We start from the raw sequence: 24496 nt of genomic DNA, 5'->3' as shown, positions 1-24496 counted from the left end.
ATGGAAAACAAATTTGTTCCAGGTATTATTATTGGTGCTATCGTTGGTGGCGCTGCTACTTTAGCAGATAAATCAACACGTAATGCATTAGTACAATCATTCAAAAATATTAAAGAAGGTAATCGTTCTCGTAAACCTTCTAAAATTACTTCAATTAAAAATGAAGTATTGTATTGGAAAGATACAATCGAAGAAATTCGTCGTAATAATCCAGAATTAGAAAAATCAATTAAAGATGCTAAAGATACATTTGTAAATCGTAAAAACAATCGTCTTAGCTAATCAAATATAATTGACAGAAAATAAAGGCAAAATTCCTTTTTACTTAGGTAGTTTTGCCTTTATTTTAGAATTAATTTTTAAGGAGACGTCTATGTCAAAAAAAAGTCAATCAAATTCTAAGTACCTTAACTCTATTAAGGAAAAAGAGAAAGAAAATAAAGAGAAAATAAAGGTTGATCGTACATACGTAGAACCTCAGGAATTTCAATCAAAGAAGCCTAAAAAAGATAAACAAGTTTTTTTCGTTTCTAGATTAAATAAACCTGCAAAATATACTAAAAATTCTAATTTTTTATCTTATCTTATTTATCGTATTGGTAAAGATGATGCTTCAGGTTTAGCGGCTCAAATGACGTATCACTTTGTATTAGCTTTATTCCCAATGTTAATCTTTTTATTAACTTTATTACCATTATTCCAAATTGATCCTCAGCAAATTAAAGACTTAGTTAGTCAAAATGCTCCTGCTGAGACTGCTGATGTTGTTACTAAAATTTTTAAAGATATTACAAGTAACTCTAGTGGTAGCTTATTATCAGTTGGTTTGATTTTAGCTATTTGGTCAGCATCAAATGGTATGACAGCAATTATGAATTCATTTAATGTTGCTTATGATGTTGAAGATGCTCGTAATCCTATTGTTCTTAAATTATTAAGCATTTTGTTTACAATTGTTATGGCTATTGTATTAGCTATAGCTCTAACGTTACCTACATTTGGTAATTTTATTAAAGATCATCTATTTGGTCCGTTAGGTTTAGATCAACAAGTCGCTTGGATATTTGATTTAGTGCGTATATTGTTACCACTTATCGTTATTATTATTTTATTCTTAACATTATATTCAGTAGCACCTAACGTTAAAACTAAGTTTAAATCTGTATATCCTGGTGCAATCTTTACTTCTATTGTATGGTTATTAGGATCATTTGCATTTGGTTGGTATTTATCTAACTTTGGTAACTATTCTAAAACATATGGTAGTCTTGCTGGAATCATCATTTTATTACTATGGATTTATATTACATGTTTCATTATCATTATTGGTGCTGAAATTAATGCAATTATTCATCAAAGACATGTGATTAAAGGTTCTACACCTGAAGAGGCTGCCTTAAAACACGATGATAATAATGAAAATCACTACAATGAAAATACAAAATATGAATACGATTCTACAGCATCATCTAAATATGAAAAAAATTATGATGTGGATCCTACACCCAATGATAAACATAGTGAACAAGAATCTTTTGTTGATAAAATTAAAGATAAATTTGATAAAGATAATGATAAATAGCTATAGAAAAGAAAATTTCTAACGAAAAAAACTCCTTATGAAATAGTCATTTTTTGACCTTTTTATAAGGAGCTTTTTTATTATTGAATTAAATTATGTTGGAATGCATAAATAACCGCTTGTGTTCTATCTTGTACCTCTAGTTTACTTAAAATATTACTCACATGTGTTTTTACTGTTTTAATTGTAATATGTGAAGCACTGGCAATTTCTTGATTAGAATAACCTTTAGCAATTAATAACAATATTTCCATTTCACGTTCAGTGAGCATTTCATATAATTCTGCTTTCTTCTTCATTCTATTTCTCATTTTTACTAAAACTTCTGGCTCGAACACAGATTCTCCACGATATGTTTTTCTAACTGCTTCTGCAATACCACTTGCACTTGTCGTTTTTAATATATAACTATCAACACCTGCATCAAGTGCTCTATATACTTCTTTATCTTCTATAAAACTTGTTAACATGACTACTTTGATATGAGGCAAATCTTTTTTTATTTGTGTCGTCGCTTCTACACCGTCCATATCATTCATTAACAAATCCATTAAAATTAAATCAGGATTTAACGTATGTGCTTTTTCAATTGCCTCTTTTCCTGATGATCCTTCCCCTACTACTTCAATATCAGATTGAGTAGATAAATAACTCGAAATACCAATTCTAACCATTTCATGATCATCTACAAATAATACTTTAATCGTCATATTAACCCTCCTCTTTCGTTAAAGGCGCTTTTACTTCTATTCTAGTTCCTGAATCTGGTAGAGATACGATATGAAACGTTGCACCTATTTCTAATGCACGTTCTCTCATATTTTTCAACCCATAACTTTGTTCTACTTTTTCATCTACGTTAAAGCCTTTACCATTATCTTGAATTCTTAATAATAAATAATCTTGATGATTAAATAATTCTACTGTCACTTTAGTTCCATTAGAATGTCTTAATGTATTTGAAATTGCCTCTTGTGTAATTCGAAATAGATGATCTTCAATTCCTTTAGGAACTTTAAAATCTTGTATATCATAAATGACTTTCATAGGTACTTTCTTTTGTAAATCAATGACTAAATCTTTAATACCTTCCCCTAATGATTTATCCTTGAGTCCTAAAGGTCGCAAATGTAGTAACAGCGCTCGCATTTCTAATTGAGATTCTTGTATCATTTTCTCAAGTACTGGAATTTGTTGATTAAGGGGTGGTTCTAGTTCTGTTTCTTTTATAGCTGATAGCATCATACTTGCTGCGAAAAGTTGTTGACTTACTGAATCGTGTAGTTCTCTTGCTAAACGCTGACGCTCATCTTCTATGATTTTTTTAACTTTAATGTCATTCATATTGTAGTTTTCATTTGTTAAATTTTGAGTTTTAATTCTTAATCTCTGTAATTCTTGATTTAAGGGCACTAACATTTGATAAATATCAATCGTTTCATTATATAGTTCTATGTTTTTATCATTAATCCCTACCGTTTCACCTTCAATGGCATGTTCAATTTGATTCTTTATCCAATCATTTTGCTGATTTATTTTATAAGCTAATACAGAACCAACGATAATACAAAGTAAAATAATCACTAAATTAAGAAATAGAAACACAGGTATACCAAATATTTGAGTATAGAACATTCCTTGAAAATATATAATATTTACAAAAACTTTATCTATAAATAAAAACGCAGTTAGCATGCTATACACTAAAATAAGCATGGATCCTATTGCTCTTAAATAGTGATTCATCGATAAATCACCTCAACATCACCAATAAATGTTGATACATATATATTTACACTATAATTTTCTTCTTTAGGTTTTTCTTCTACTTGGACATGATTATTTTCTACTTTATATGCTTCTCCATTTATATAAGCTGTGCCATAAAATGCTGCCATATGAAGATTAATATTATAATTTACTGGAACAATCAGTTGTACTTTACCTAAAATATGTCTAACTACAATCGTATTATTTTCTTTAATGTTTGCTGCTTTTGTCATATCAATATGAATATCTCCAACCCCATGTTGAATTTGCACATCTTCCCATTTATATACATATACTGGAGTACGTTGTTCACCTAGCCAACGTTGTTTAATAAATTGAGGAGAGGTCACTTCTTCTTCCGACGCCACAATCTTCAAGGGTTTAAATTTAAAAACTAAGTATCTAATAATGATTATTACTAAAAATATAAATAAAATAATAATCGTATACTTGTTGGATAACAAAGTAAACGCTATGAGTAGTGCTCCTATCCAAAACGCTAATAATCCTCTTACTTTATGAAAGTAAAGGTATCCTACATAAATTAATATACTTCCTAATAATAAAATAAATAAATATCCAATTTTTTCAAAAAAGATGTAATAAAAGTTAGCGATAATCATTAGCGCTGTAAAAATAATTAATAATTCAGTAGATATATATTTACGTGTCAATGGGTCGCCTCCTGATTTTAATTAAGCTACATAACTCATTTGTTCAATGATTACATATTGTTCTTCTGCAGCAATATGTTCTTTCGTACAACGATGAATATTAGCTTCAATTTTTGCATAATATGCTTCAAATTTATCTAAACGTTGTTTTAATAAATCTATTTCATAGTTATGAACTTCCTGAGCATTCTTTATATTGTACATATTTATCATATCAATATACTTATTCTCTAGTGTAGCAGATAAACTGTCAATTAATGTATTGATTTTTTCTTTTTTATTTTTTAAATATTTTATATATCGTTCCATACTCTGAAGCTTATCATCTAATAATGAACGATAATCATTAATATTATTTTTTATAATTATTTTTAAAAAGTGTTGTAAATATAAATCTAAATAATTCATAGAACCACCTCGTTGTTTACTAAACTTTATTATAAATGAGTGGAATCTTACTTAATATAGTCCTAGGAACCATTTTCTTCTCATACTTAAGTACGATTAATTTTAATTTAAAAATAGCAGATATGAGTTGAATATCATTAAAAAGAGTGATTTAAGGTGGTCTCCATATATCTTAAACATTATTTTACTTCACATTTTCGAATTTAGTTTTTTATTTATCGCTGATACTAACTATTTATGATTTGGTATTGTGTTTTTAAAGTCTGTTCTTTTAGGTGTTTCAGTAAAATGAGTATTTTGTAATATTGTTCAGTTGATTCATTTTGACTAATTAAGCTATATCTTGTTAGCTTTTTTTTGATTATATGTTTTATATCCACTCTTATTTAGAAATTTGGCAAAGTAGAACAATGTTGATCATAAAAAAGCCTAAGACATCATTGTTGTCTTAGGCATAGAAATTGTCTTTTTTTACTTATCCAGAAACTTTATGTCCCCGACTCTTTTTTAATATGCTGACAGTCCTTGAAAATACACTTGTCACAAGTTTTTTCAACAACAGAGACTCCGAATCCCAACATAAAAACGTTCTTTATGAAACATTTCTATATTGGGGAATCATTGCCAGTGTGGGACGACGACATCAAAATGACTTCCTTTCAACTTCATTTTTCTTAATCAATTTTTGTTGTTAAAATCGGACCATCTTTCGTAACAATGACAGTATGCTCAATTTGGGCCACAAAGCTTTTATCTTTAGTTTCAAATGCCCAGTCATTTTTGCCTTCAGTAACAAAAGTTGCTTTAGACGAAATAAAAGGTTCTACTGCAATGACTACGCCTTCTTTTAAAAGCGTCTTATCTTTAGGATCATAATAATTCATAACATGACTTGGCGCTTCATGTAAAGATTGTCCTACACCATGACCTGTTAAATTTTTAATGACAGTTAAATCATTTTTACGTGCTGTAGCATGTACCGCTTTACCAATATTACTTAGTTTTGTACCTGGTTTTACTTTAGCCATTGCTGCATCAAATGCTTCAAGTGCTACATCACATACTTTTTGTTTTAAAGGATTATCCGCTTCTCCTACTACAAAAGAAATGCCAGTATCTGCATAATATCCATTTTTTAATGCTGAAACATCTATATTAACTAAATCCCCTTCACGAATAACACGTTTGCCAGGTATGCCATGAGCTACTTCTTCATTAACACTAATACAAGTTTGACCTGGGAATTTTTCATCATGAATAGGTGCTGAGATTGCACCATGTTCTTCAAATAATTCTTTAGCGATATTATCTAATTCTTTTGTAGTAATACCAGGTTTAGTTGCTTCTTGCATTGTATCTCGCACTTTCGCACATATATATCCTATTTCTTTTAACGCTTGTAATTCTTCATCTGTTTTTACAATCATATTATCCCGTTCCTTTTTAAAAAATATTTCACCTTATTATACCAAAAATTTTTTGATATACTAAATAAGAAATGTACTATCTATTGACTTGATGTCTCACTACATCAAGCTTGATATTAAACTTATTCTAACATTATAATCATCACGTTCATTCTTTGAGAGGATTTAACAATATGAATCAATGGTATAAACATATTATAGGCGCTAGAACAATAAAAACGGGGCTAGCTACTTTTCTAACAACTTTATTTTGTTTACTATTAAACTTAACTCCTATATTTGCTATTTTAACAGCAATTGTTTCGATTGAACCAACTGCTAAAGCTTCTTTACGAAAAGGTTATCGTCGACTTCCTGCTACTGTCATAGGTGCATTATTTGCAGTTATTTTTACTTATATCTTCGGCGATCAATCTCCATTTACTTACACCTTTAGTGCTATTTTCACTATTTTAGCGTGTACGAAATTAAATCTCCAAGTTGGTACAACTGTTGCAGTATTAACTTCAGTTGCTATGATACCTGGTATTCATGAAGCCTATATTTTTAATTTTTTCTCAAGACTCTTAACAGCTTTAATTGGCCTAGTAACTGCTGGATTAGTAAATTTTTTCGTATTACCGCCTAAATATTATCATCAAATCGAAGAGAACTTGATTCATTCAGAAAATAAATTGTATGAACTATTCGCTTCTAGATGTCATGAATTATTATTAGGAAAATTTGATTCAGATAATAGTAATATTTCATTAGCAACTTTATCTGATATGAATAAAAAAACAGATACTTTAATGAATTATCAACGAGATGAATTACGCTATCATAAAAATAACGAAGACGAATGGAAACAATTAAAGAACATGTCAAATAGAGCATATATTGATAGACTTCTTGCTACACATTTATCAAATATTATTTATTTACCAAAAAACGTAAATATTTGTTTTACTACTGAGGAAAAAATGGCAATTATAAAAATTAGTAATAGTATCAACAATATCCCTTCAGATGAAGTTTTTAAAAGAGAATCTAAGTCTGTATCTACTTTAAAATCTTCAGTCAAAATATTAGAAGAATTCGATAAGAATCAAATTAAGAGTCATGTTATTTATGAAATTTTACTTATCTATAATTTACTAGATAATCGATTTGTTAAAGCATAAAAAAGTTGGATGAATTGAAATAATTCAATTCATCCAACTTTTTTTATTTTTCTGAACGTTCAATAATAACATATTTCGCAGCTTCTTCTTCAGTATTATCTAATTGTTTTGGTGTAAATGGAATCCCTTTACGTTCACATGCCTTCTCTAATAAATAATCAGTAAGTTCATGATTTTTCGGTAATATAGGCCCATGTAGATAAGTTCCTAATAAGTTTTTATAATGAATACCTTCTTTTTTATCATCATCATTATTTCCATACCCTGTTACTACATGCCCCAATGTATCAAAATTATGATATGTACGACCACCGTGATTTTCAAAACCTACTATTGTTCCAAATGTATCACTTTTAATTACGATATCCCCTGTTAAACGATCTGTTTTTGATTTTGTATAAAAGTCCAAAATTCCAAGTCCTTCTAACTCTGTACCATCAGGGGTAATATATTTAGTACCTAAAAATTGATATCCACCACAAATGGTTAAACCTGGCATTCCATCTTCTATTGCATCTTTTAATATTGTTTTAATTTTACTTAACTCTTTTGTAGCGATACTTTGTTCTCTATCGCTTCCCCCACCAATGAAGAAAATATCGCAATTTTCTAATGTAACTCCCTCAGTTTCATTAATTTCGATAACTTTTAAATTAATATTGCGTTTTTTTGCTCTCTGTTTTAAAGCAATGATATTTCCAATATCACTATATAAATTTAATTTGTCCGACATAAAATGAAAAACTGTTAATTCGTACATATCTAACGTCCTCCTGCAAATGAGCGATTAAGTTGTTCCAACATAGGTGAAAGTGACGTATAATTTGGAATCGCTACTGTAAAGCCTGCATAATTCATAGTTAAAGCTATAGCTTTATAAATATCTTTCTCTAAAATAATTGGAACATCTACTTCAGCTAATTTCAGTCTAAGTTGTAATTCTTCTGCTCTTGTACCCGTTACAATAATTTTTTCTATATTTTGATTACGTAACTTTTCAAAATCCGCATCGTAAATCCAAGATGTATCTCTACCATCAGCTGCATTATCATTTAGACTGATAACATATACTTTTTTTTCTTTAAGTTGATCTCCGACTGATAGACTCACATTCATGCCAGCAGGATTTTTAGCTAAATTAATCATTGCTTCTTTTTGATTAAGTTTAAAGTATTGCATTCGGCCATTATTTGAAGTGTATGTTTTAAATCCTTTACGAATTGCATCATTATTTAAGCCTAATTCTTTTAATACTGAATATGCAGCAAGTGCATTAAAAGCATTAAAATCACCAGCAATTTTCATTTCAAAGTGCGCATCGTTCACATCTATATCAATAAATGGCTGCACCTCAAATTGCGAAACCTCATATTTAGGTGTTTCACGCTTAAATCCACATTCACAATGATAATGACCTAATTGATTATAATGGATATAATCATAAGTTAATAATCTACCACAATTCGGACAATATTTACTTTCATTCATAGTACTCTGTTCAAATTCATGTGCATGGGCTTTCATTCCGTAATATATAATTGTATCACTGGCTATTTTCAAACGACTTACAAATGGATCATCGGCATTTAAAATCAATTTAATCCCTTTATTACTAATTGATTTTGCAATATTATTAACCATAATATCAATTTCACCAAATCGATCCATTTGATCGCGAAAGAAATTAGTAAATACCATCATTGAAGGTGTAACCTCTTTTAATACTTTTGGAATTGAGCCCTCATCAATTTCAATGACCGCTACTTTAATACCTTTTACATTTTTCATGATGAATGCCGAGGTAATTCCGGCAGCCATGTTAGCACCTTCATTATTATGTATAATTTCAATATTATTTGCTTTTAAAGTGTGGCCAATCAAATTGGAAGTTGTTGTTTTACCATTTGTTCCACTGATAAAAACAATATCATCAACTTGTGAAGCTAACTTTCGTAAAATATTTTGATCTACTTTGCGAGCAATTTGACCTGGTAAATCAGTTCCTTTTTTTCCTGCTGCGATACTTATCTTGCGTGCTAGTTTAGCCAAGCTTGTTGCTGTCCATTGTCTCATGTCTTTCCTCCTCGCATAATTCACTCGAGTAATTATATCATGTATCTAAAGTAACAAAAAATATTCTCAATTAAAAGTAACTAAATACACTTCTAATTATAACTTTTTCATTCTAAATTCCGTATCTATTTTTTTACTCTGTTATGTATAGATTATGAAAAAAAGCAACTATTTATGTTTAAACCGTACTTTCTGTTAAACTGTGAATAATTCATTTTAAATATTTAGAAAGGAATATAGAATGGTTAAAAATTCATTTATCGCTTTGGATTTTGAAACTGCAAATAAAAAAAGAACAAGTATTTGTTCTATTGGCATGGTAAAAGTAGTAGATAATGAAATAGTCGAAACGTTTTACACGCTTGTTAATCCTCATGACTATTTTTCGGAAACAAATATTCATGTTCATGGCATCCATCCGGAGGACGTTAAAGATGCGCCTAATTTTAAAGAAGTCTTTCCATATATGTTGCAATTTATAAATCAATTACCCGTAGTGGCACATAATGCTGCTTTTGATATGGATGTATTATATCAAAGCTTAAAACATTTAAACATAGCTGTTCCCTCACTTACCTATTTCTGTTCGTATCAACTTGCTAGACGTACGATCAAAGCTTATCGATATGGATTAAAATATCTAATGAACCATTACAACTTAAATTTTCATGGCCATCATGATGCTCTGAATGACGCAAAAGCTTGCGCAATGATTACTTATAGATTATTAAAACACTATGATAGCTTACAAAGTGTGCTTCAATTTCATGGTAAAAATTTAAAAGATAGACATAGATAATTTAAAACGCCTTATCTATCTCTATCTTTAAATGAAATCATAAATTGTCATATTTTGATATGTTGATTGTTCTAGATGACCTACTGTAACACCAATTAATCTGATAGGTACATCAGGATCTTTTAATTCATGATATAAATCATAGGCTATATTATAAATATCGATGTCTTTACTTACCGCTTCTCTCAAACTTCTTTGTCTAGAATATGTTTCGAAGCGATGCGTTTTAATTTTGACAGTAACTGTTGTGCCAGACTTTTGCAATTGAGTTAATCGTTCAGATGTTTTACCAGAAAGTTCCCATATTTTTTGTAGAATCTCTTCATCATCATTAATATCTGTTGAAAAAGTACGTTCAGTTCCTACTGATTTACGAATCCTACTTGCCTTTACTTCACTATCATCAATTCCTCTTACTTTTTGATAAAGTCCTCGTCCTTTTTTTCCAAACCAACGAATCAATTCAAATTCCGATTTGCTATATAAATCTTTACCAGTATAAATATCATGTTCATGCATAATTTTTTTAGAAGCTTTTCCAACGCCTGGAAAATCGCCTATATCTAAGTTCATTAGTATGTCATGCACATTCTGATAATGAATAACCATCATTCCATTAGGCTTATTCATTCCACTAGCTAATTTAGCTAAATACTTATTATAAGAAACACCAGCAGAAGACGTTAAACCTGTTTTGTTAAAGATATCTTTACGTATGTTTGAAGCAATTTTTGATGCTGATCTATGCGGTTTAACTAAATGAGTAATATCTAAATACGCTTCATCTAGTGCTAAAGGTTCTACAATTTCAGTATACTGTTTAAAAATTTCCATTATCTTGCTTGAAACTTCACGATATACATCAAATCTTGCTCTAACATAGTACCCATTTGGACATAGTTTATGTGCTTGCGACATAGGCATTGCTGAATGAACACCATATTTACGTGCTTCATATGAAGCAGTTGAAACGACGCCTCGATGACTTGCTTTTCCACCTACAATGACAGGTTTTCCTTGTAATTTAGGATTATCTCTCATTTCTACTTGAGCGTAGAAACAATCCATATCAATATGAACGATTCTCCTTTCTGTCATTGTCTCACTCCTTTTTAAATAAAATAAGCCCCAATACTATTATACTGCACCCTAAAAGAAAACACTTTATAAATGCATTTATAATAATATTAAGACTTATACAGATGTTTAATCATAGTCATTATTTATAGATATAGGCAAATAATGATACATAAAGATACCTTCATCAGTAGAACGAATATATTTAAATTTGTTAATAATTGTTATAGTTGCTAGATAAATATCAATCAAACAATACCCGATGTGTATGCTTGATATAAATATAATAGAAGAGTAAGCAAAGTGATAAAATGAAAGCATTAACCCTATTGTAATGATCACTAATGGCGCAAGCATGACTGCACAAAATTGCCATTTATTAAAGTATTTAGATGACAAATAAATGAGCAAAATTCCATTTTTATATTTAAATTGTGGTTTTTGTCCTTTAGAAAAGATAAAAAATAAATACTTATGTATTAATTCGTGAATAATTAATACTCCAACAAAACCAAGTATTCCATAAATGACATTTGTCAAAAAACGTTGTTCAATAATATCAACATAATTAATTGCCCATTTATATGTAAATAAAATTGCAAATAACATCATAACAACTTGAATAGTAAATAATTTTGATATTTTTATTCGATTGTGTGATAAATCAATTTTGTGCATCTGTCAACCTCCACTCATTTCACTAAAACTCTTCCATAATATACATGTAAAAGTGTTAGAATGAAAGCAATTATAAATAACTTAAACCTTTTGTAATCTTATTTTAATAAAATTCTTCTTATTTACTTTACTTTAATTACAATGTTTTTCTTTCGAATAAGGCAACAGTCTCAATATGTGTTGTATGTGGAAACATATCGACTGGTGTTATTTCTTTTAAATGATATAGATTAGCTAAAAGCTGAGCATCTCTTTGTTGTGTTGAAGGATTACATGAAATATAAATAATGCGCTTAGGGGCTAACTCTAATAATGTTTCTAAAAAGACTTGATCGCATCCTTTTCGTGGAGGATCGACCATAATAACATCAGGTTCTATTCCTTTTTGTTTCCATTCAATTATCACTTCTTCTGCTTTACCACATTCGAACGTTGTATTATCAAAATGATTAATTAAAGCATTTTGCTTGGCATCTTGAATGGCTGATGGCACAATTTCGACACCATATACATGTTTAGCCACTGGTGCCATGTAAAGCCCAATCGTCCCTATACCACAATATGTATCTAAAACAATTTCATTTCCACTTAATTGAGCATAGTCGATCGCTTTCTGATATAATTTTTCTGTTTGAACAGAATTAATTTGATAAAACGATTGATCACTAATTTCAAAAATAGTTTCACTTAACTGATCTGTAATTTTATCTTTTCCATATAAAGTCATCGATTGCTTACCCATTATGACATTTGAATGTGAATTATTAATATTTTGTTTAATACTTGTTATGTCAGGATATACCTCTGTAAGTCTATGTACTAGAGTTTCAGCTTCTTTAAATTTAGAACCATTTGTTACAAATATAATCATAACTTCATTTGTATAATGACTTGTTCGAATGACTACATGACGTAATAACCCTTTTTTATTTTTTTCATTATAAATGCTTACATTCAATTCATTTAACCACTGTTTTATATCATTCATTAGTTCTTGTTGTTTTTCATCTTGAATTAAGCAACTATCCATATCAATGATGTCATGACTTCTTTGACGGTAATATCCCATTATCGTTTTATTATTTTTATCTTTACCTACAGGAAGCTGGGATTTATTTCTATATCGCCATGGATGGTCCATACCAATAGTATCATGAATTACTGTTTCCTCTAATTTTGCCTTTTTATGAAATAAATTCACAACTTGTTGTTTTTTCATTTTTAACTGAGATTCATAAGTCATATGTTGTAACTGGCATCCTCCACATTTCTCATAATATATACAAGGAGGTGTTACTCTTTGCTCACTTTGTTTTAGTACTTTTAATAGTTTACCAATAGCAAAGTTTTTCTTTACTTTAATTACCTTAAACTCTACTTCTTCATCAATTAACACATTAGGAACAAAGATAGGATAACGATCTAATTTAATCACACCATGTCCTTCATGCGTTAAATCTATCACTTTTCCTTTTATTACATCATTTTTATTAATCATCACAATTATTTTTCACTCCATATGAAAAAGAGGTACGTATAACTTCTTACAATTTCAAATCAGAAATTATAGATAACCTCTTTTTAACTTCTTATTTCATTTTCCCTAATCAGTTTAATTCTTAAATACGTTAATTATTTTTCTGATAGCTCATCATTATAAATATCTTTAGGTGTACAAACTTCAATATGCTGTTTTAAATTTAAAAAGTTTGCAGGTAATTTACCACCATATTCTCCATCTACATTTAATTGCATATCTGTAAATGATGAAATATTAATTGATTTTGCTTTTTTATATATTACTTTAGGATGTTTGGTATGTTCACCTCTAGAAGCTAATGTCATGATATGGCCTAATTCAGCTAAGTTTGCTTTCTCAACAATAATTAAAGTATAATACCCATCATCTAACTTAGCATCAGGTACAAGTTTTTCAAAGCCTGCCATTGAATTGGTAAGCCCTAGTAAGAATAACAACGCTTCCCCTTGGAATACTTCATTATCATATTCAATTCTCAAATCGACTGCCTTCATTTGCGGCAACATTTCGAAACCTTTTATATAATATGCAAAAGGCCCAACAATAGATTTTAAACGACTCGGTGTTTCATAGGATACTTGCGTGAGCTTACCTCCAGCAGCTAAATTTATAAAATATCGGTTATTCATTTTTCCGATATCTACTTTTGTCGTATGACCTTTAATAATAACATCTACTGCACCCATAATATCATTTGGTAAATGTAAAGCTCGTCCAAAATCATTCACTGTACCCATAGGTATAATACCTAATTTAGGTCTATTGGGTTGTTCAGCAATTCCATTTACAACTTCATTTAAAGTGCCATCACCGCCAGCGGCTATAATAATATCATAGTTTTGTTCAAGTGCACGTTCCGCTTCAAGTGTAGCATCTCCTTCTCGTTCAGTTGCATAAGCACTTGTTTCATAACCTGCACGTTCTAATTTTATTAAAACATCTGGTAAAGTGCGTTTAAATAGCTCCTTTCCAGAAGTTGGGTTATAAATGATTCTTGCTCGTTTTCTCATAAGTTATCCCTCTACTTTTTTTTACATAACACTATATTAAATGATTTATGAATGAGTTAAAAGTATTTATACCAATTCTTTTAAATTTTTGTGTGTATCATTTGGTTGTACATTTGTTGTAAGAAACTGACCGAGGTAAAGAATAACTCATTCTTTTGACACTAAGAACAAACTAAATACTGCGCTTATCTATCCTATTGAAATCCAATAGTTTTTTCTCTAGAAATATGAATAAAAAAACTGTTCACAATCTCAAATGCTTTGTGAACAGTTTAGCTTAAACTTATTTTTAATACCTCATATGAGATGAGTTATTATCTGTTATCCAATTCTTGTTTTAATAATTGATTAACTTTTTGAGGATTAGCTTGACCTTTTGAAGCTTTCATAATTTGACCCACTAAGAAGCCCATAGCTTTACCTTTACCATTTTTATAATCTTCAACAGATTGTGGATTATTATCTAAAGCTTCATTAACAAATTTTAATAATGTAGCTTCATCTGAGATTTGAACTAAACCTTTATCTTCCATAATTTGTTTAGCATCTCCACCATTTTCAGCTAATTCTGGGAATACTTTTTTGGCAATTTTACTACTCATTGTTCCATCTTCAATAAGCTTAATCATTCCAGCAAGATTTTCAGGAGTTAATTTTGTATCTTCTAAATCTACTTGATTTTTATTAAGATATTCATTAACACCACCCATCAACCAGTTAGATGTTAGTTTAACATCTGCGCCATGTTCAATCGCACCTTCAAAGAAATCAGACATTTCTTTAGTAAGCGTTAATACATGCGCATCATATTCAGGTAAGCCTAATTCATCAACATATTTAGCTTTACGTTCGTCAGGCAATTCTGGAATGGTTTGTCGCACACGTTCTTTCCACTCATCATCGACATATAAAGGTACAATATCTGGTTCTGGGAAGTAACGATAATCATCAGAACCTTCTTTAACACGCATTAAAATAGTTTTACCAGTTGATTCATCAAAACGACGTGTTTCTTGACCAATCGTACCGCCGTTTAATAATTCTTCTTCTTGACGTTTTTCTTCGTATTCTAAACCTTTTCTCACATAGTTAAATGAGTTTAGGTTTTTCAATTCAGTTTTAGTACCAAATTCTTTTTGACCGTATGGACGTAATGAGATATTAGCGTCACAACGTAGTGAACCTTCTTCCATTTTACAATCAGATACACCAGTATATTGGATAATTGAACGTAGTTTTTCTAAATAAGCATATGCTTCTTTAGGAGAGCGAATATCTGGTTCAGATACAATCTCTATTAATGGTGTACCTTGACGGTTTAAGTCCACTAAAGAGTAACCATCTTTATGAGTTGATTTACCTGCATCTTCTTCCATATGAAGACGAGTAATACCAATACGTTTCGTTTCACCATCAACTTCAATATCAATATATCCATTTTCACCGATTGGTTGATCAAATTGAGAAATTTGATATGCTTTCGGATTATCTGGATAAAAATAGTTTTTGCGATCAAATTTAGAATTTGTAGCAATGTCCATATTTAGAGCCATTGACGCACGCATCGCCCAATCTACTGCTCTTCTATTTACAACAGGTAAAACACCCGGATAAGCTAAATCAATAACATTAGTGTTTGAGTTAGGTTCAGCCCCAAAATGCGCTGGTGATGGAGAGAACATTTTTGAGTCTGTTTTTAATTCAACGTGAACTTCAAGTCCGATAACTGTTTCAAAATGCATTATTTCCACTCCTTATAATTTTTCGTATGCGTCGTGTAAGTTAAATTGTGTTTCATATTGATATGCCACACGATATAATGTTTTCTCATCAAATGGTTTACCAATAAATTGTAAACCGATTGGACGTCCGTTTGATTGGCCACATGGCACAGAAATACCAGGTAAACCAGCTAAGTTAACAGGCGTAGTTAATAAGTCATTTGCATACATTGTTAAAGGATCATCAATTTCTTCACCTAAATTAAACGCCGTTGTTGGAGCTGTAGGCCCTACAACAACATCATAATTTTCGAATACTTTATCGAAGTCATTTTTAATTAATGTTCTAACTTTTTGAGATTTATTATAAAATGCATCATAATAACCAGAACTTAATGCGAATGTACCTAAGAAGATACGACGTTTAACTTCGTCTCCAAAGCCTTCAGAACGAGACATTTTGTATAGTTCTTCTAATGTTTGCGCTTCTTTTGAATGGTAGCCATAACGAATACCATCGAAACGTGCTAAATTTGCAGATGCTTCAGACGATGCGATTACATAATAAGAAGGAATACCATATTTAGTATTTGGTAATGACACTTCATCAACTTCTGCACCAAGTGATTTTAATATTTCTACTGCTTGTTTTACAGAAGTTTTTACTTCCTCGCTAACACCTTCTCCTAAGTATTCTTTAGGAAGTGCAATTTTAAGACCTTTGATGTCTTTACCAATTTCAGAAGTAAAATCAACATCTTCAACCGGTGCACTTGTAGAGTCATTTTTGTCTGCGCCTGCAATTGCTTCTAATACCATTGCATTATCTTTAACATTACGAGTAATTGGTCCAATTTGATCTAATGAAGATGCAAATGCAACTAAACCAAAACGTGATACACGGCCATATGTAGGTTTCATACCTACTACACCACAATATGCAGCTGGTTGTCTGATTGACCCACCAGTATCAGAACCTAAACTAAATGGTACTAATCCTGCTGCTACTGCTGCAGCTGAACCTCCAGAAGATCCCCCTGGAACGGCTTGATGATCAAATGGATTGACAGTTTTTTTGAAATAAGATGTTTCTGTAGAACCACCCATTGCAAATTCATCCATATTTAATTTACCAATTAACACTGCGTTTTCTTGATGTAATTTATTCATCACTGTTGATTCATAAATCGGTACAAAACCTTCTAACATTTTACTTGCACAAGTTGTTTCGACATCTTTAGTAATAATATTATCTTTAATTCCCATTGGGATTCCAAATAATTTACCTTCAAATTGATCTTTAGCTTGTAACTCATCTAATTCTTTAGCTTTTTTAATTGCATTTTCTTTATCTAAAGCTAAAAATGATTTAATTGTTGGATCTGTTTCTTCAATAGCATCATAAATATCTTTAACTACTTCAGAAGGTTTAATTTCTTTATTCTTAATCATTTCTGAAAGTGTTTCAACAGATTCATAGCGAATACTCATCTTAAGCGTCCTCCTCATTCATGATAGCTGGTACTTTAAATTGACCGTCTTCTGTTTCTTTCGCATTTTTTAATGCAAGTTCTTGAGGAATACCCTCGATTGCTTTATCATCACGTAACACATTTTGTAAATCTAAGACATGATATGTTGGTTCCACACCTTCAGTATCTGCTGAATCATTTTGCTTTGCAAAATCTAAGATACTTTCAAGTGTATTAGCCATTTCTTCAGTTTCTTCAGGAGAAATTTGAAGTCTTGCTAAATGTGCTATATGTTCAACTTCTTCGCGTGTAACTTTAGTCATTATTAAAAAAGCCTCCTTATTACTCATTCATCATAAAATTGTATCAAATTTTCAGTTAAAAATCTAAATATTTATTATGATACTCGGTGTATTAACTATTCTTAGCAAAGTTAAGAATTAAAACAACTTTCTTATGTAACTCATTTACATAGTTACCTATAAATATACATTAATTTCTATTAATAACTTATTAATATTAACGTTATATAATAAAATGAATTATTTTTTATCTATACTCTCATTCTTGTTAACGCTTATAATTACATTGAAATAAACTGTTATTTATAGATAAAATTTTACTTCTCTAATCTATAAATATCATTGTATAATATTACATGTAACTAATTTAAAAATCGTCACTTCTTTTTCTCAGTACAATGTTGTTGAAAAACATAAATTTAAAAGTTTTAAAGGGGGTAATTACAATGTTTGTATTAGGTGTAAATTTAGGTACTCATGCTAACACAAGCTGGCAGACTTATATTATGATTGCAATCTATTTTATTATTCTGCTAGTGATTGGTTACTATGGTTATAAACAGGCAACCGGCAATTTAAGTGAGTATATGTTAGGTGGGAGAAATATAGGCCCATATATTACTGCTTTATCAGCCGGTGCGTCAGATATGAGTGGTTGGATGATTATGGGACTTCCAGGGTCAGTTTATAGCACAGGTTTATCGGCAATATGGATTACGATTGGTTTAACTATTGGTGCCTATGTTAACTATCTCGTTGTTGCACCAAGGCTTAGAGTATATACAGAAGTTGCTGGAGATGCAATTACGCTCCCTGATTTTTTCAAAAACCGTCTTAATGATAAACATAATATCATTAAAATTATTTCTGGTCTTATTATTGTTATTTTTTTCACTTTATATACGCACTCTGGCTTTGTTTCTGGAGGTAAATTATTCGAAAGCGCATTTGGATTAAACTATCATTTGGGACTGATTTCAGTCGCAATTATCGTTATTTTATATACCTTTTTCGGAGGATATTTAGCTGTTTCTATTACTGACTTTTTCCAAGGTGTCATCATGCTTATCGCAATGGTAATGGTACCAATAGTTGCTTTGATACAACTTAGTGGATGGGATACATTCCATCAAGTAGCTGAAATGAAACCAACTAATATGGATTTATTTAGAGGGACTACTTTTTTAGGTATGATTTCATTATTTGCATGGGGATTAGGTTATTTTGGTCAGCCTCATATTATTGTACGATTTATGTCTATTAAATCTCACAAACTTTTACCTAAAGCACGACGCTTAGGAATAAGTTGGATGACTGTAGGTTTACTTGGAGCTGTGGGTGTAGGGTTAACTGGAATTGCTTTTATTTCGAAAAATCACATTAAAATGGACGATCCAGAAACATTATTTATTATAATGAGCCAAGTTCTTTTCCATCCTTTAGTAGGTGGATTCTTACTTGCTGCTATCCTAGCTGCTATTATGAGTACAATTTCTTCACAATTATTAGTGACTTCAAGCTCACTTACAGAAGATTTCTATAAGCTCATTCGCGGTGAAGAACATGCTCAATCACATCAAAAAGAATTTGTACTGGTAGGCAGATTGTCTGTGTTAGCTGTGGCCATTGTAGCTCTTGCTATTGCATGGTCTCCTAATGACACCATATTGAACCTAGTTGGAAATGCTTGGGCAGGTTTTGGTGCAGCATTTAGCCCACTTGTTCTTTTTTCTTTATATTGGAAAAAACTAACACGTGAGGGTGCGATAAGTGGTATGATTGTTGGAGCTCTCGTAGTAATTATTTGGATTGTCTGGGTTAAACCACTTGCTAATATTAATGAACTATTTGGCATGTATGAAATTATACCTGGTTTTATTAGTAGTGTGATCGCTACATACCTTGTTAGCATCTTCACCTATAAATCAGACTATTCTATTGAACAACAGTTAAATCAAGTTAAAACAATTGTTCGCGAAAAATAACTTAATTTATTGAAAATTAAGAAGAGGCTGTGACACGACGTGTCACAACCTCTTTTTAATTAATTACTATAAATATGGACTTGTGGGTCTTTGTCATCTTTTGTTTTACTAATAAGTGCTCTTGAATTGTTACCATCTTTGATACGAATTTCGTAACTATCTATATTATCAAAATATTTCTTAGCTTGTTCTGTTACATATTGTGTGATTCCTATTGTTTCAGCTTGACCATAGTAATCGATTGGCAAATCAATCACTAGTCTATTAGGTTTCTTATCTACAAATTTCACTTTTCCAATTGCTTGAGTAAAATTAGAGAAATAAGATTGAAGATCGTCATTAAATTGCTTAAAGTTATTATTTAGATTTTTGTCATATTTTTCTGCTTCTGTTGAAGGTAAAAGTGCTGAAATCTCATCAATTTTATTCCATTTATTAATTTTAGTTTGTTTGTCATCAACAGTCGTATTAGCAATAAAGTGTCCTGGCGTAATTGCATCTTGACTCGATTGAATATATATTGCAAAGTGAATTGGAATATTTTTCAAATCTTTATTTGCTCTAAGGCGTGTAAGTAACTCTTGAGCCATTGCTTTACCTTGTTTTTCAATTTCTTTATTATCTAGCGATTTGCTATATGTTTCTCCATCTTTTTCTTTTTGATAATAATAGACACTATTCATAGCAAGACCAATTGTTATGCCTTTAATTTTTTTTCCTTTTGTATCATTTGTATCATAAAAATCTTGTTCTAAGATATTAGATAAATAAGCAGGAGAGCGTTCTGCTATTTTTTCTGGTTTAGTTTCTCCATCATGTGATGGATTAAGACCTAAATTTTCAGTCGCTTTTTTTGATTCTTTTTCACTTTCACTCATGTGATCAATTTCGTCTTTAGAATACTTGGGATTTAAATATGCGTTAACTGTATTTTTGTCTAAATACTGCCCATCTTGATATAAAAAATTATCAGTTGGAAATACAGACTTACTTATATGTAATAAACCATTTTCGAAATCTTCACCGTTATAGCTATTAGCCATATTATCTTGTAATACTCCACGAGCTTGGCTTTCTTTAAATGGTAAAATTGTACGATAATTATCTCCTTGAACTTCTTGATCAGTGGCAACTGTTTTTACATTATTTGAATTTTGTTCTTGTTGCTTATTATTTGACTGACTATTTTTATCATTCCCATTGCCACACGCTGTCAATATCATAAGCGACGTTATAACTAATAATAATAACCGCTTCATTACGTTCTCCTCTATTCTGCTATTTCATTTTGTTTTTCAATAAATTGTGATTCGGACCATATTTCTGTACCAAATTGTTCCGCTTTAGACAATTTTGAACCAGCATCTTCACCAGCTATTACTAAATCTGTACTTTTAGTTACACTACTTGTTACTTTAGCACCTTGCATTTCTAACCATGTTGTTGCTTCTTTACGTGTCATTTGTTGTAATTTTCCAGTAAGAACAATAGTCTTATTTTGAAATTCTGGATGTCCTTCAATTTCAGAGGATTTAACACCTTTATATGTCATGTTGACATTTTTATCTTTTAATTTTTCAATAAGTGCTTTAATATCCTCATTATCTAGATACGTTACTACAGATTGTGCTAATTTATCTCCAATATCATGAATCGCTACCAGTTCTTCTTCTGTTACTTTAAGTAAACGATCCATGGTTTCAAATTTCTCTGCTAAAATTTGACTTGCTTTGGCGCCAAGATGTCGTATACCTAAACCAAATAATAAATGTTCTAAAGAATTTTGTTTTGCATGTTCGATAGCGCTTAATAAGTTTTCTACTTTTTTTGTGCCCATTCGTTCTAAAGGCAATAAATCTTCTTTAGTTAAATAGAAAATGTCACCTACATCTTTAATAAGCTGCTGATGATACAGTTGCTGAATAATTTTATTTCCTAGTCCGTCTATATTCATCGCTTGTCGAGAAACAAAATGAATCAATCCTTCCACAAGTTGAGCTTGGCATTTTGGATTGATACATCTAAGCGCAACCTCTCCTTCAATACGCACTAATTCATGACCACAACTTGGACAATGCGTTGGCATATGGTATGGTTTTGCATCATTTGGACGACGGTCAATAATACTTCTTACGACTTCAGGAATAATATCTCCAGCCTTTTTCACTATAACGCTATCACCGATTCTAATATCACGTTCTTTAATTAAATCTTCATTATGCAGTGATGCTCTTGAAACTGTAGTACCAGCAACACGAATAGGTTCTAAAATGGCTGTCGGTGTAACGACGCCAGTACGTCCTATACTTAATTCAATATCTTTAAGTTCTGTGACAACTTCTTCAGCTGGAAACTTATAAGCGATTGCCCAACGTGGAGATTTTTGAGTAAATCCCATTTCGTCTTGTTGATCAAGATCATTCACTTTAATAACAATTCCATCAATATCATAAGATAGCTGTTCACGTTGTTTAGTCCACTTTTTAATATATTCTAGTACACCCTCTATATCTTCTACGCGTGCACGTTCATGATTAGTTTTAAACCCTAAACGATCTAATTCATCTAATGCATCACTTTGAGTAGTAGCGTTAAAATCTGTAAAATCATTCACACTATATAAAAAGACACTTAATTTACGTTTAGCAGCTAATTTAGGATCTAATTGTCTTAAAGAACCTGCTGCTGCATTACGTGGATTAGCAAATGGTTGTTCTTCATTTTTTTCTCTCTCATCATTCAATTTCATAAAGGAACGACGTGGCATATATGCTTCTCCACGAACTTCAACATTTAAAGGTTCTTTAATTTTAAGAGGAATCGCATGAATCGTACGTAGATTTTCTGTAATATCTTCTCCTGTGGTACCATCTCCTCGCGTTAATCCCTGCACAAATCGTCCATCTTCATATTTTAAAGAAACTGCTAAACCATCAATTTTTAGCTCACACATATATTCCACGTTACCAATATGTGCTCGAATACGTTCATCAAAACGTCTTAGTTCTTCCTCATTAAAAGCATTACCTAAACTAAGCATAGGTGTTTCATGATTTACTTTTTCAAATGATGATTGAGCTTCTCCACCAACCCTAACTGTTGGAGAATCATCAGTTTTTAGTTCAGGATGTGCCTTTTCAATATCAATTAATTCACGTAATAATTTATCATATTCACTATCAGGTACAGAAGGATTATCTTTCACATAATATTCGTAACTATATTGATTTAATAAATCATGCAGTTCATTGACACGATTTTGAATGTTATCCATTTACTAATCCTCCTTTTTTTCGATAGGCGCAAATTGAGCTAATAAACGCTTAGGACCTTCAGATTTAAATATAATATCTAATTCAACAGAGCCATTTTTTTCACTTACATTGCTCACCATACCTTCGCCCCATGATTTATGTGTCACTTTATCTCCTACCTTCCAATCTGAAGCAGATACTTGTTTTTTAGTAGACGTCGTACGTTTACTAAAACCACGTTTTGACGGTGTAGTTGACTTAGAAGTTATGGTTTGTCGTTTTGATTTTGCTGGTGTTTCTAATAATTCTTCAGGGATTTCTTTTAAGAAGCGTGATGGTATATTTGCTTGTGAACGTCCAAATAACATACGAGAAGTCGCATGTGTAATATATAACACTTCTTCTGCACGTGTGATGGCTACATAACAAATTCGTCTTTCTTCTTCCATCTCATGTTCGTCATCACTTTTAATTGCTCTAATATGAGGGAAAAGTGATTCTTCCATACCCATTAAGAATACAATTGGAAACTCTAATCCTTTTGCAGAATGCATGGTCATTAACGTTACACCACTATCAATTTGTGCTTCATCAATATCTGCGACAAGTGATAAATCAGTTAAAAAGTTAATCAATGATTGTTCTTCTAAAGGCGTATCTTTTTCATAGTCTTTAGGTACAGACATAAATTCATCAATATTTTCAAGACGACTACGCGATTCAATTGTTTGTTCACGTTCTAACATTTGACGATACCCTGATTTTTCAAGTATTTCCTCAACAATCTCACTAATTTCTAAAAATTCTTGTTCTTTAATTAAGTTTTGAATCATTTCATAAAATTGTATACATTCTTGAGTTACCTTTTTAGAAAGGCCTATAAAATCCACTTCTCCTAATGCATCAAACATACTAATATTGTTATCTAGTGCATATCGTTGAATTTTATCAACTGATGATGGCCCTATCCCTCTTTTAGGAACATTAATAATTCTTTGAAGACTAATATCATCATTACTATTTGCCACTATTCTTAAATAACTTAACAGGTCTTTGATTTCTTTACGATCATAGAACTTTTGGCCGCCAACCATCGTATAAGGAATATTTGATTTCATAAATGTTTCTTCTAATACACGTGATTGTGCATTTGTTCGATACAAAATTGCCATATCATTATAGTCTTTTCCAGACTTACGATGTTTAATAATTTCACGAACTACATATTCTGCTTCGTCACGTTCAGTCATCGCTTCATAATATTTAATCTTTTCCCCACCATGATTTGCGGTCCATAACCCTTTAGGTTTCCGTTCAGTATTATGTTTAATCACTTCATTTGCAGCTGTTAAAATGGTTTTTGTTGATCGATAATTTTGTTCTAGGAAAATAGTCTTTGCTTCAGGATAGTCTTTCTCGAAAGATAATATATTTTGAATATCTGCACCACGCCATCCATATATGGATTGATCAGAATCACCTACAACACATAAATTTTTAAATTTACTTGCAAGTAATTTAACAAGTGTATATTGTGCTTTATTTGTATCTTGATACTCAT

General features: G+C 30.8%; 22 protein-coding genes. 5 read left to right on the top strand and 17 right to left on the bottom strand.

From position 1 onward, the window contains the following. Both HMPREF3046_RS04490 and HMPREF3046_RS04485 read left to right on the top strand, forming a co-directional pair. Positions 1–282, top strand: coding sequence for a hypothetical protein (locus tag HMPREF3046_RS04490; protein ID WP_070716802.1), 282 nt, complete (start codon positions 1–3; stop codon positions 280–282). A 91-nt stretch (positions 283–373) separates the two neighbouring features. After that, positions 374–1582, top strand: coding sequence for a YihY/virulence factor BrkB family protein (locus HMPREF3046_RS04485; RefSeq protein ID WP_070716799.1), 1209 nt, complete (start codon positions 374–376; stop codon positions 1580–1582). 80 nt (positions 1583–1662) lie between these two features. On the opposite strand, the gene vraR is transcribed toward HMPREF3046_RS04485, so the two are convergent. From vraR to map, 5 genes are all read right to left on the bottom strand, one after another. Beyond that, positions 1663–2292 (bottom strand): response regulator transcription factor VraR, encoded by a 630-nt coding sequence (gene vraR, locus HMPREF3046_RS04480; protein ID WP_070716796.1) that lies wholly within the window; start codon positions 2290–2292, stop codon positions 1663–1665. Between the two features lies 1 nt (position 2293). Then, positions 2294–3328, bottom strand: coding sequence for a sensor histidine kinase VraS (locus tag HMPREF3046_RS04475; RefSeq protein ID WP_070716793.1), 1035 nt, complete (start codon positions 3326–3328; stop codon positions 2294–2296). After that, complete coding sequence (liaF, locus tag HMPREF3046_RS04470) at positions 3325–4026, bottom strand: cell wall-active antibiotics response protein VraT (RefSeq protein WP_070716790.1); 702 nt, start codon at positions 4024–4026, stop codon at positions 3325–3327. The genes HMPREF3046_RS04475 and liaF overlap by 4 nt, the downstream gene beginning before the upstream one ends. 21 nt (positions 4027–4047) lie before the next feature. Next, positions 4048–4434 (bottom strand): hypothetical protein, encoded by a 387-nt coding sequence (locus HMPREF3046_RS04465; RefSeq protein ID WP_070716788.1) that lies wholly within the window; start codon positions 4432–4434, stop codon positions 4048–4050. Between the two features lie 674 nt (positions 4435–5108). Further along, a complete protein-coding gene (map, locus tag HMPREF3046_RS04460) occupies positions 5109–5861 on the bottom strand; it encodes a type I methionyl aminopeptidase (RefSeq protein ID WP_002455125.1) in 753 nt (250 codons plus the stop codon). A 173-nt stretch (positions 5862–6034) separates the two neighbouring features. On the opposite strand from map, the gene HMPREF3046_RS04455 reads away from it, so the two are divergent. After that, positions 6035–7024 carry an FUSC family protein gene (locus HMPREF3046_RS04455; RefSeq protein ID WP_070716784.1) on the top strand — a complete coding sequence of 330 codons (990 nt, stop codon included), beginning with the start codon at positions 6035–6037 and terminating at the stop codon, positions 7022–7024. A gap of 43 nt (positions 7025–7067) precedes the next feature. Here the strand turns inward: HMPREF3046_RS04455 and HMPREF3046_RS04450 are convergent, their stop codons facing one another. Both HMPREF3046_RS04450 and HMPREF3046_RS04445 read right to left on the bottom strand, forming a co-directional pair. Next, the gene (locus HMPREF3046_RS04450; RefSeq protein ID WP_002450023.1) at positions 7068–7784 is read right to left on the bottom strand and encodes a lipid II isoglutaminyl synthase subunit GatD; all 717 of its coding nucleotides are present in this window, start codon (positions 7782–7784) and stop codon (positions 7068–7070) included. Positions 7785–7786: 2 nt separating this feature from the next. Next, entirely contained in the window at positions 7787–9097 is a 1311-nt protein-coding gene (locus HMPREF3046_RS04445) for a lipid II isoglutaminyl synthase subunit MurT (RefSeq protein ID WP_070716782.1), read from the bottom strand. A gap of 241 nt (positions 9098–9338) precedes the next feature. Between HMPREF3046_RS04445 and HMPREF3046_RS04440 the strand changes: the two genes are divergently transcribed. Further along, positions 9339–9896, top strand: a complete 558-nt coding sequence (locus HMPREF3046_RS04440; RefSeq protein WP_070716778.1) for a 3'-5' exonuclease — start codon at positions 9339–9341, stop codon at positions 9894–9896. 27 nt (positions 9897–9923) lie between these two features. Here the strand turns inward: HMPREF3046_RS04440 and dinB are convergent, their stop codons facing one another. From dinB to gatC, 7 genes are all read right to left on the bottom strand, one after another. After that, positions 9924–10994, bottom strand: a complete 1071-nt coding sequence (gene dinB, locus HMPREF3046_RS04435; protein WP_070716775.1) for a DNA polymerase IV — start codon at positions 10992–10994, stop codon at positions 9924–9926. Positions 10995–11102: 108 nt separating this feature from the next. Beyond that, entirely contained in the window at positions 11103–11651 is a 549-nt protein-coding gene (locus tag HMPREF3046_RS04430; protein ID WP_070716770.1) for a DUF3267 domain-containing protein, read from the bottom strand. 136 nt (positions 11652–11787) lie between these two features. Next, on the bottom strand, positions 11788–13149 hold the full coding sequence (gene rlmD / locus HMPREF3046_RS04425; RefSeq protein WP_070716863.1) for a 23S rRNA (uracil(1939)-C(5))-methyltransferase RlmD: 1362 nt from the start codon (positions 13147–13149) through the stop codon (positions 11788–11790). A 134-nt stretch (positions 13150–13283) separates the two neighbouring features. After that, a complete protein-coding gene (locus HMPREF3046_RS04420; protein WP_002455119.1) occupies positions 13284–14201 on the bottom strand; it encodes a diacylglycerol kinase in 918 nt (305 codons plus the stop codon). A 314-nt stretch (positions 14202–14515) separates the two neighbouring features. Continuing rightward, positions 14516–15943 (bottom strand): Asp-tRNA(Asn)/Glu-tRNA(Gln) amidotransferase subunit GatB, encoded by a 1428-nt coding sequence (gene gatB, locus HMPREF3046_RS04415; RefSeq protein ID WP_070716769.1) that lies wholly within the window; start codon positions 15941–15943, stop codon positions 14516–14518. A gap of 12 nt (positions 15944–15955) precedes the next feature. After that, positions 15956–17413, bottom strand: a complete 1458-nt coding sequence (gene gatA, locus HMPREF3046_RS04410) for an Asp-tRNA(Asn)/Glu-tRNA(Gln) amidotransferase subunit GatA (protein ID WP_070716765.1) — start codon at positions 17411–17413, stop codon at positions 15956–15958. Between the two features lies 1 nt (position 17414). Next, the gene (gene gatC, locus HMPREF3046_RS04405; protein WP_002450027.1) at positions 17415–17717 is read right to left on the bottom strand and encodes an Asp-tRNA(Asn)/Glu-tRNA(Gln) amidotransferase subunit GatC; all 303 of its coding nucleotides are present in this window, start codon (positions 17715–17717) and stop codon (positions 17415–17417) included. Positions 17718–18142: 425 nt separating this feature from the next. Between gatC and putP the strand changes: the two genes are divergently transcribed. Continuing rightward, on the top strand, positions 18143–19681 hold the full coding sequence (putP, locus tag HMPREF3046_RS04400; protein ID WP_070716762.1) for a sodium/proline symporter PutP: 1539 nt from the start codon (positions 18143–18145) through the stop codon (positions 19679–19681). Between the two features lie 59 nt (positions 19682–19740). Here the strand turns inward: putP and HMPREF3046_RS04395 are convergent, their stop codons facing one another. From HMPREF3046_RS04395 to HMPREF3046_RS04385, 3 genes are all read right to left on the bottom strand, one after another. Then, complete coding sequence (locus HMPREF3046_RS04395) at positions 19741–20940, bottom strand: CamS family sex pheromone protein (RefSeq protein WP_070716760.1); 1200 nt, start codon at positions 20938–20940, stop codon at positions 19741–19743. A gap of 11 nt (positions 20941–20951) precedes the next feature. Continuing rightward, positions 20952–22955: an NAD-dependent DNA ligase LigA gene (ligA, locus tag HMPREF3046_RS04390; RefSeq protein WP_070716758.1), complete on the bottom strand. Its 2004-nt coding sequence runs from the start codon at positions 22953–22955 to the stop codon at positions 20952–20954. A 3-nt stretch (positions 22956–22958) separates the two neighbouring features. Next, on the bottom strand, positions 22959–24496 hold a 1538-nt coding region (locus HMPREF3046_RS04385; protein ID WP_070716755.1), incomplete at its 5' end, for a 3'-5' exonuclease.

The organism is Staphylococcus sp. HMSC070D05, from assembly GCF_001815595.1.
In the GTDB taxonomy this organism is placed as follows: domain Bacteria; phylum Bacillota; class Bacilli; order Staphylococcales; family Staphylococcaceae; genus Staphylococcus; species Staphylococcus hominis.
The sequence above is the reverse complement of the archived record's forward strand: the minus strand, read 5'-3'. Positions and strand labels throughout refer to the sequence as shown.

Bases quoted from the DNA above. Each gene is read 5' to 3' on its own strand.
- HMPREF3046_RS04490 (WP_070716802.1), top strand. From the start codon at position 1: ATGGAAAACAAATTTGTTCCAGGTATTATTATTGGTGCTATCGTTGGT.
- HMPREF3046_RS04485 (WP_070716799.1), top strand. From the start codon at position 374: ATGTCAAAAAAAAGTCAATCAAATTCTAAGTACCTTAACTCTATTAAG.
- vraR (WP_070716796.1), bottom strand. From the start codon at position 2,292: ATGACGATTAAAGTATTATTTGTAGATGATCATGAAATGGTTAGAATT.
- HMPREF3046_RS04475 (WP_070716793.1), bottom strand. From the start codon at position 3,328: ATGAATCACTATTTAAGAGCAATAGGATCCATGCTTATTTTAGTGTAT.
- HMPREF3046_RS04465 (WP_070716788.1), bottom strand. From the start codon at position 4,434: ATGAATTATTTAGATTTATATTTACAACACTTTTTAAAAATAATTATA.
- map (WP_002455125.1), bottom strand. From the start codon at position 5,861: ATGATTGTAAAAACAGATGAAGAATTACAAGCGTTAAAAGAAATAGGA.
- HMPREF3046_RS04455 (WP_070716784.1), top strand. From the start codon at position 6,035: ATGAATCAATGGTATAAACATATTATAGGCGCTAGAACAATAAAAACG.
- HMPREF3046_RS04450 (WP_002450023.1), bottom strand. From the start codon at position 7,784: ATGTACGAATTAACAGTTTTTCATTTTATGTCGGACAAATTAAATTTA.
- HMPREF3046_RS04445 (WP_070716782.1), bottom strand. From the start codon at position 9,097: ATGAGACAATGGACAGCAACAAGCTTGGCTAAACTAGCACGCAAGATA.
- HMPREF3046_RS04440 (WP_070716778.1), top strand. From the start codon at position 9,339: ATGGTTAAAAATTCATTTATCGCTTTGGATTTTGAAACTGCAAATAAA.
- dinB (WP_070716775.1), bottom strand. From the start codon at position 10,994: ATGACAGAAAGGAGAATCGTTCATATTGATATGGATTGTTTCTACGCT.
- HMPREF3046_RS04430 (WP_070716770.1), bottom strand. From the start codon at position 11,651: ATGCACAAAATTGATTTATCACACAATCGAATAAAAATATCAAAATTA.
- rlmD (WP_070716863.1), bottom strand. From the start codon at position 13,149: ATGATTAATAAAAATGATGTAATAAAAGGAAAAGTGATAGATTTAACG.
- HMPREF3046_RS04420 (WP_002455119.1), bottom strand. From the start codon at position 14,201: ATGAGAAAACGAGCAAGAATCATTTATAACCCAACTTCTGGAAAGGAG.
- gatB (WP_070716769.1), bottom strand. From the start codon at position 15,943: ATGCATTTTGAAACAGTTATCGGACTTGAAGTTCACGTTGAATTAAAA.
- gatA (WP_070716765.1), bottom strand. From the start codon at position 17,413: ATGAGTATTCGCTATGAATCTGTTGAAACACTTTCAGAAATGATTAAG.
- gatC (WP_002450027.1), bottom strand. From the start codon at position 17,717: ATGACTAAAGTTACACGCGAAGAAGTTGAACATATAGCACATTTAGCA.
- putP (WP_070716762.1), top strand. From the start codon at position 18,143: ATGTTTGTATTAGGTGTAAATTTAGGTACTCATGCTAACACAAGCTGG.
- HMPREF3046_RS04395 (WP_070716760.1), bottom strand. From the start codon at position 20,940: ATGAAGCGGTTATTATTATTAGTTATAACGTCGCTTATGATATTGACA.
- ligA (WP_070716758.1), bottom strand. From the start codon at position 22,955: ATGGATAACATTCAAAATCGTGTCAATGAACTGCATGATTTATTAAAT.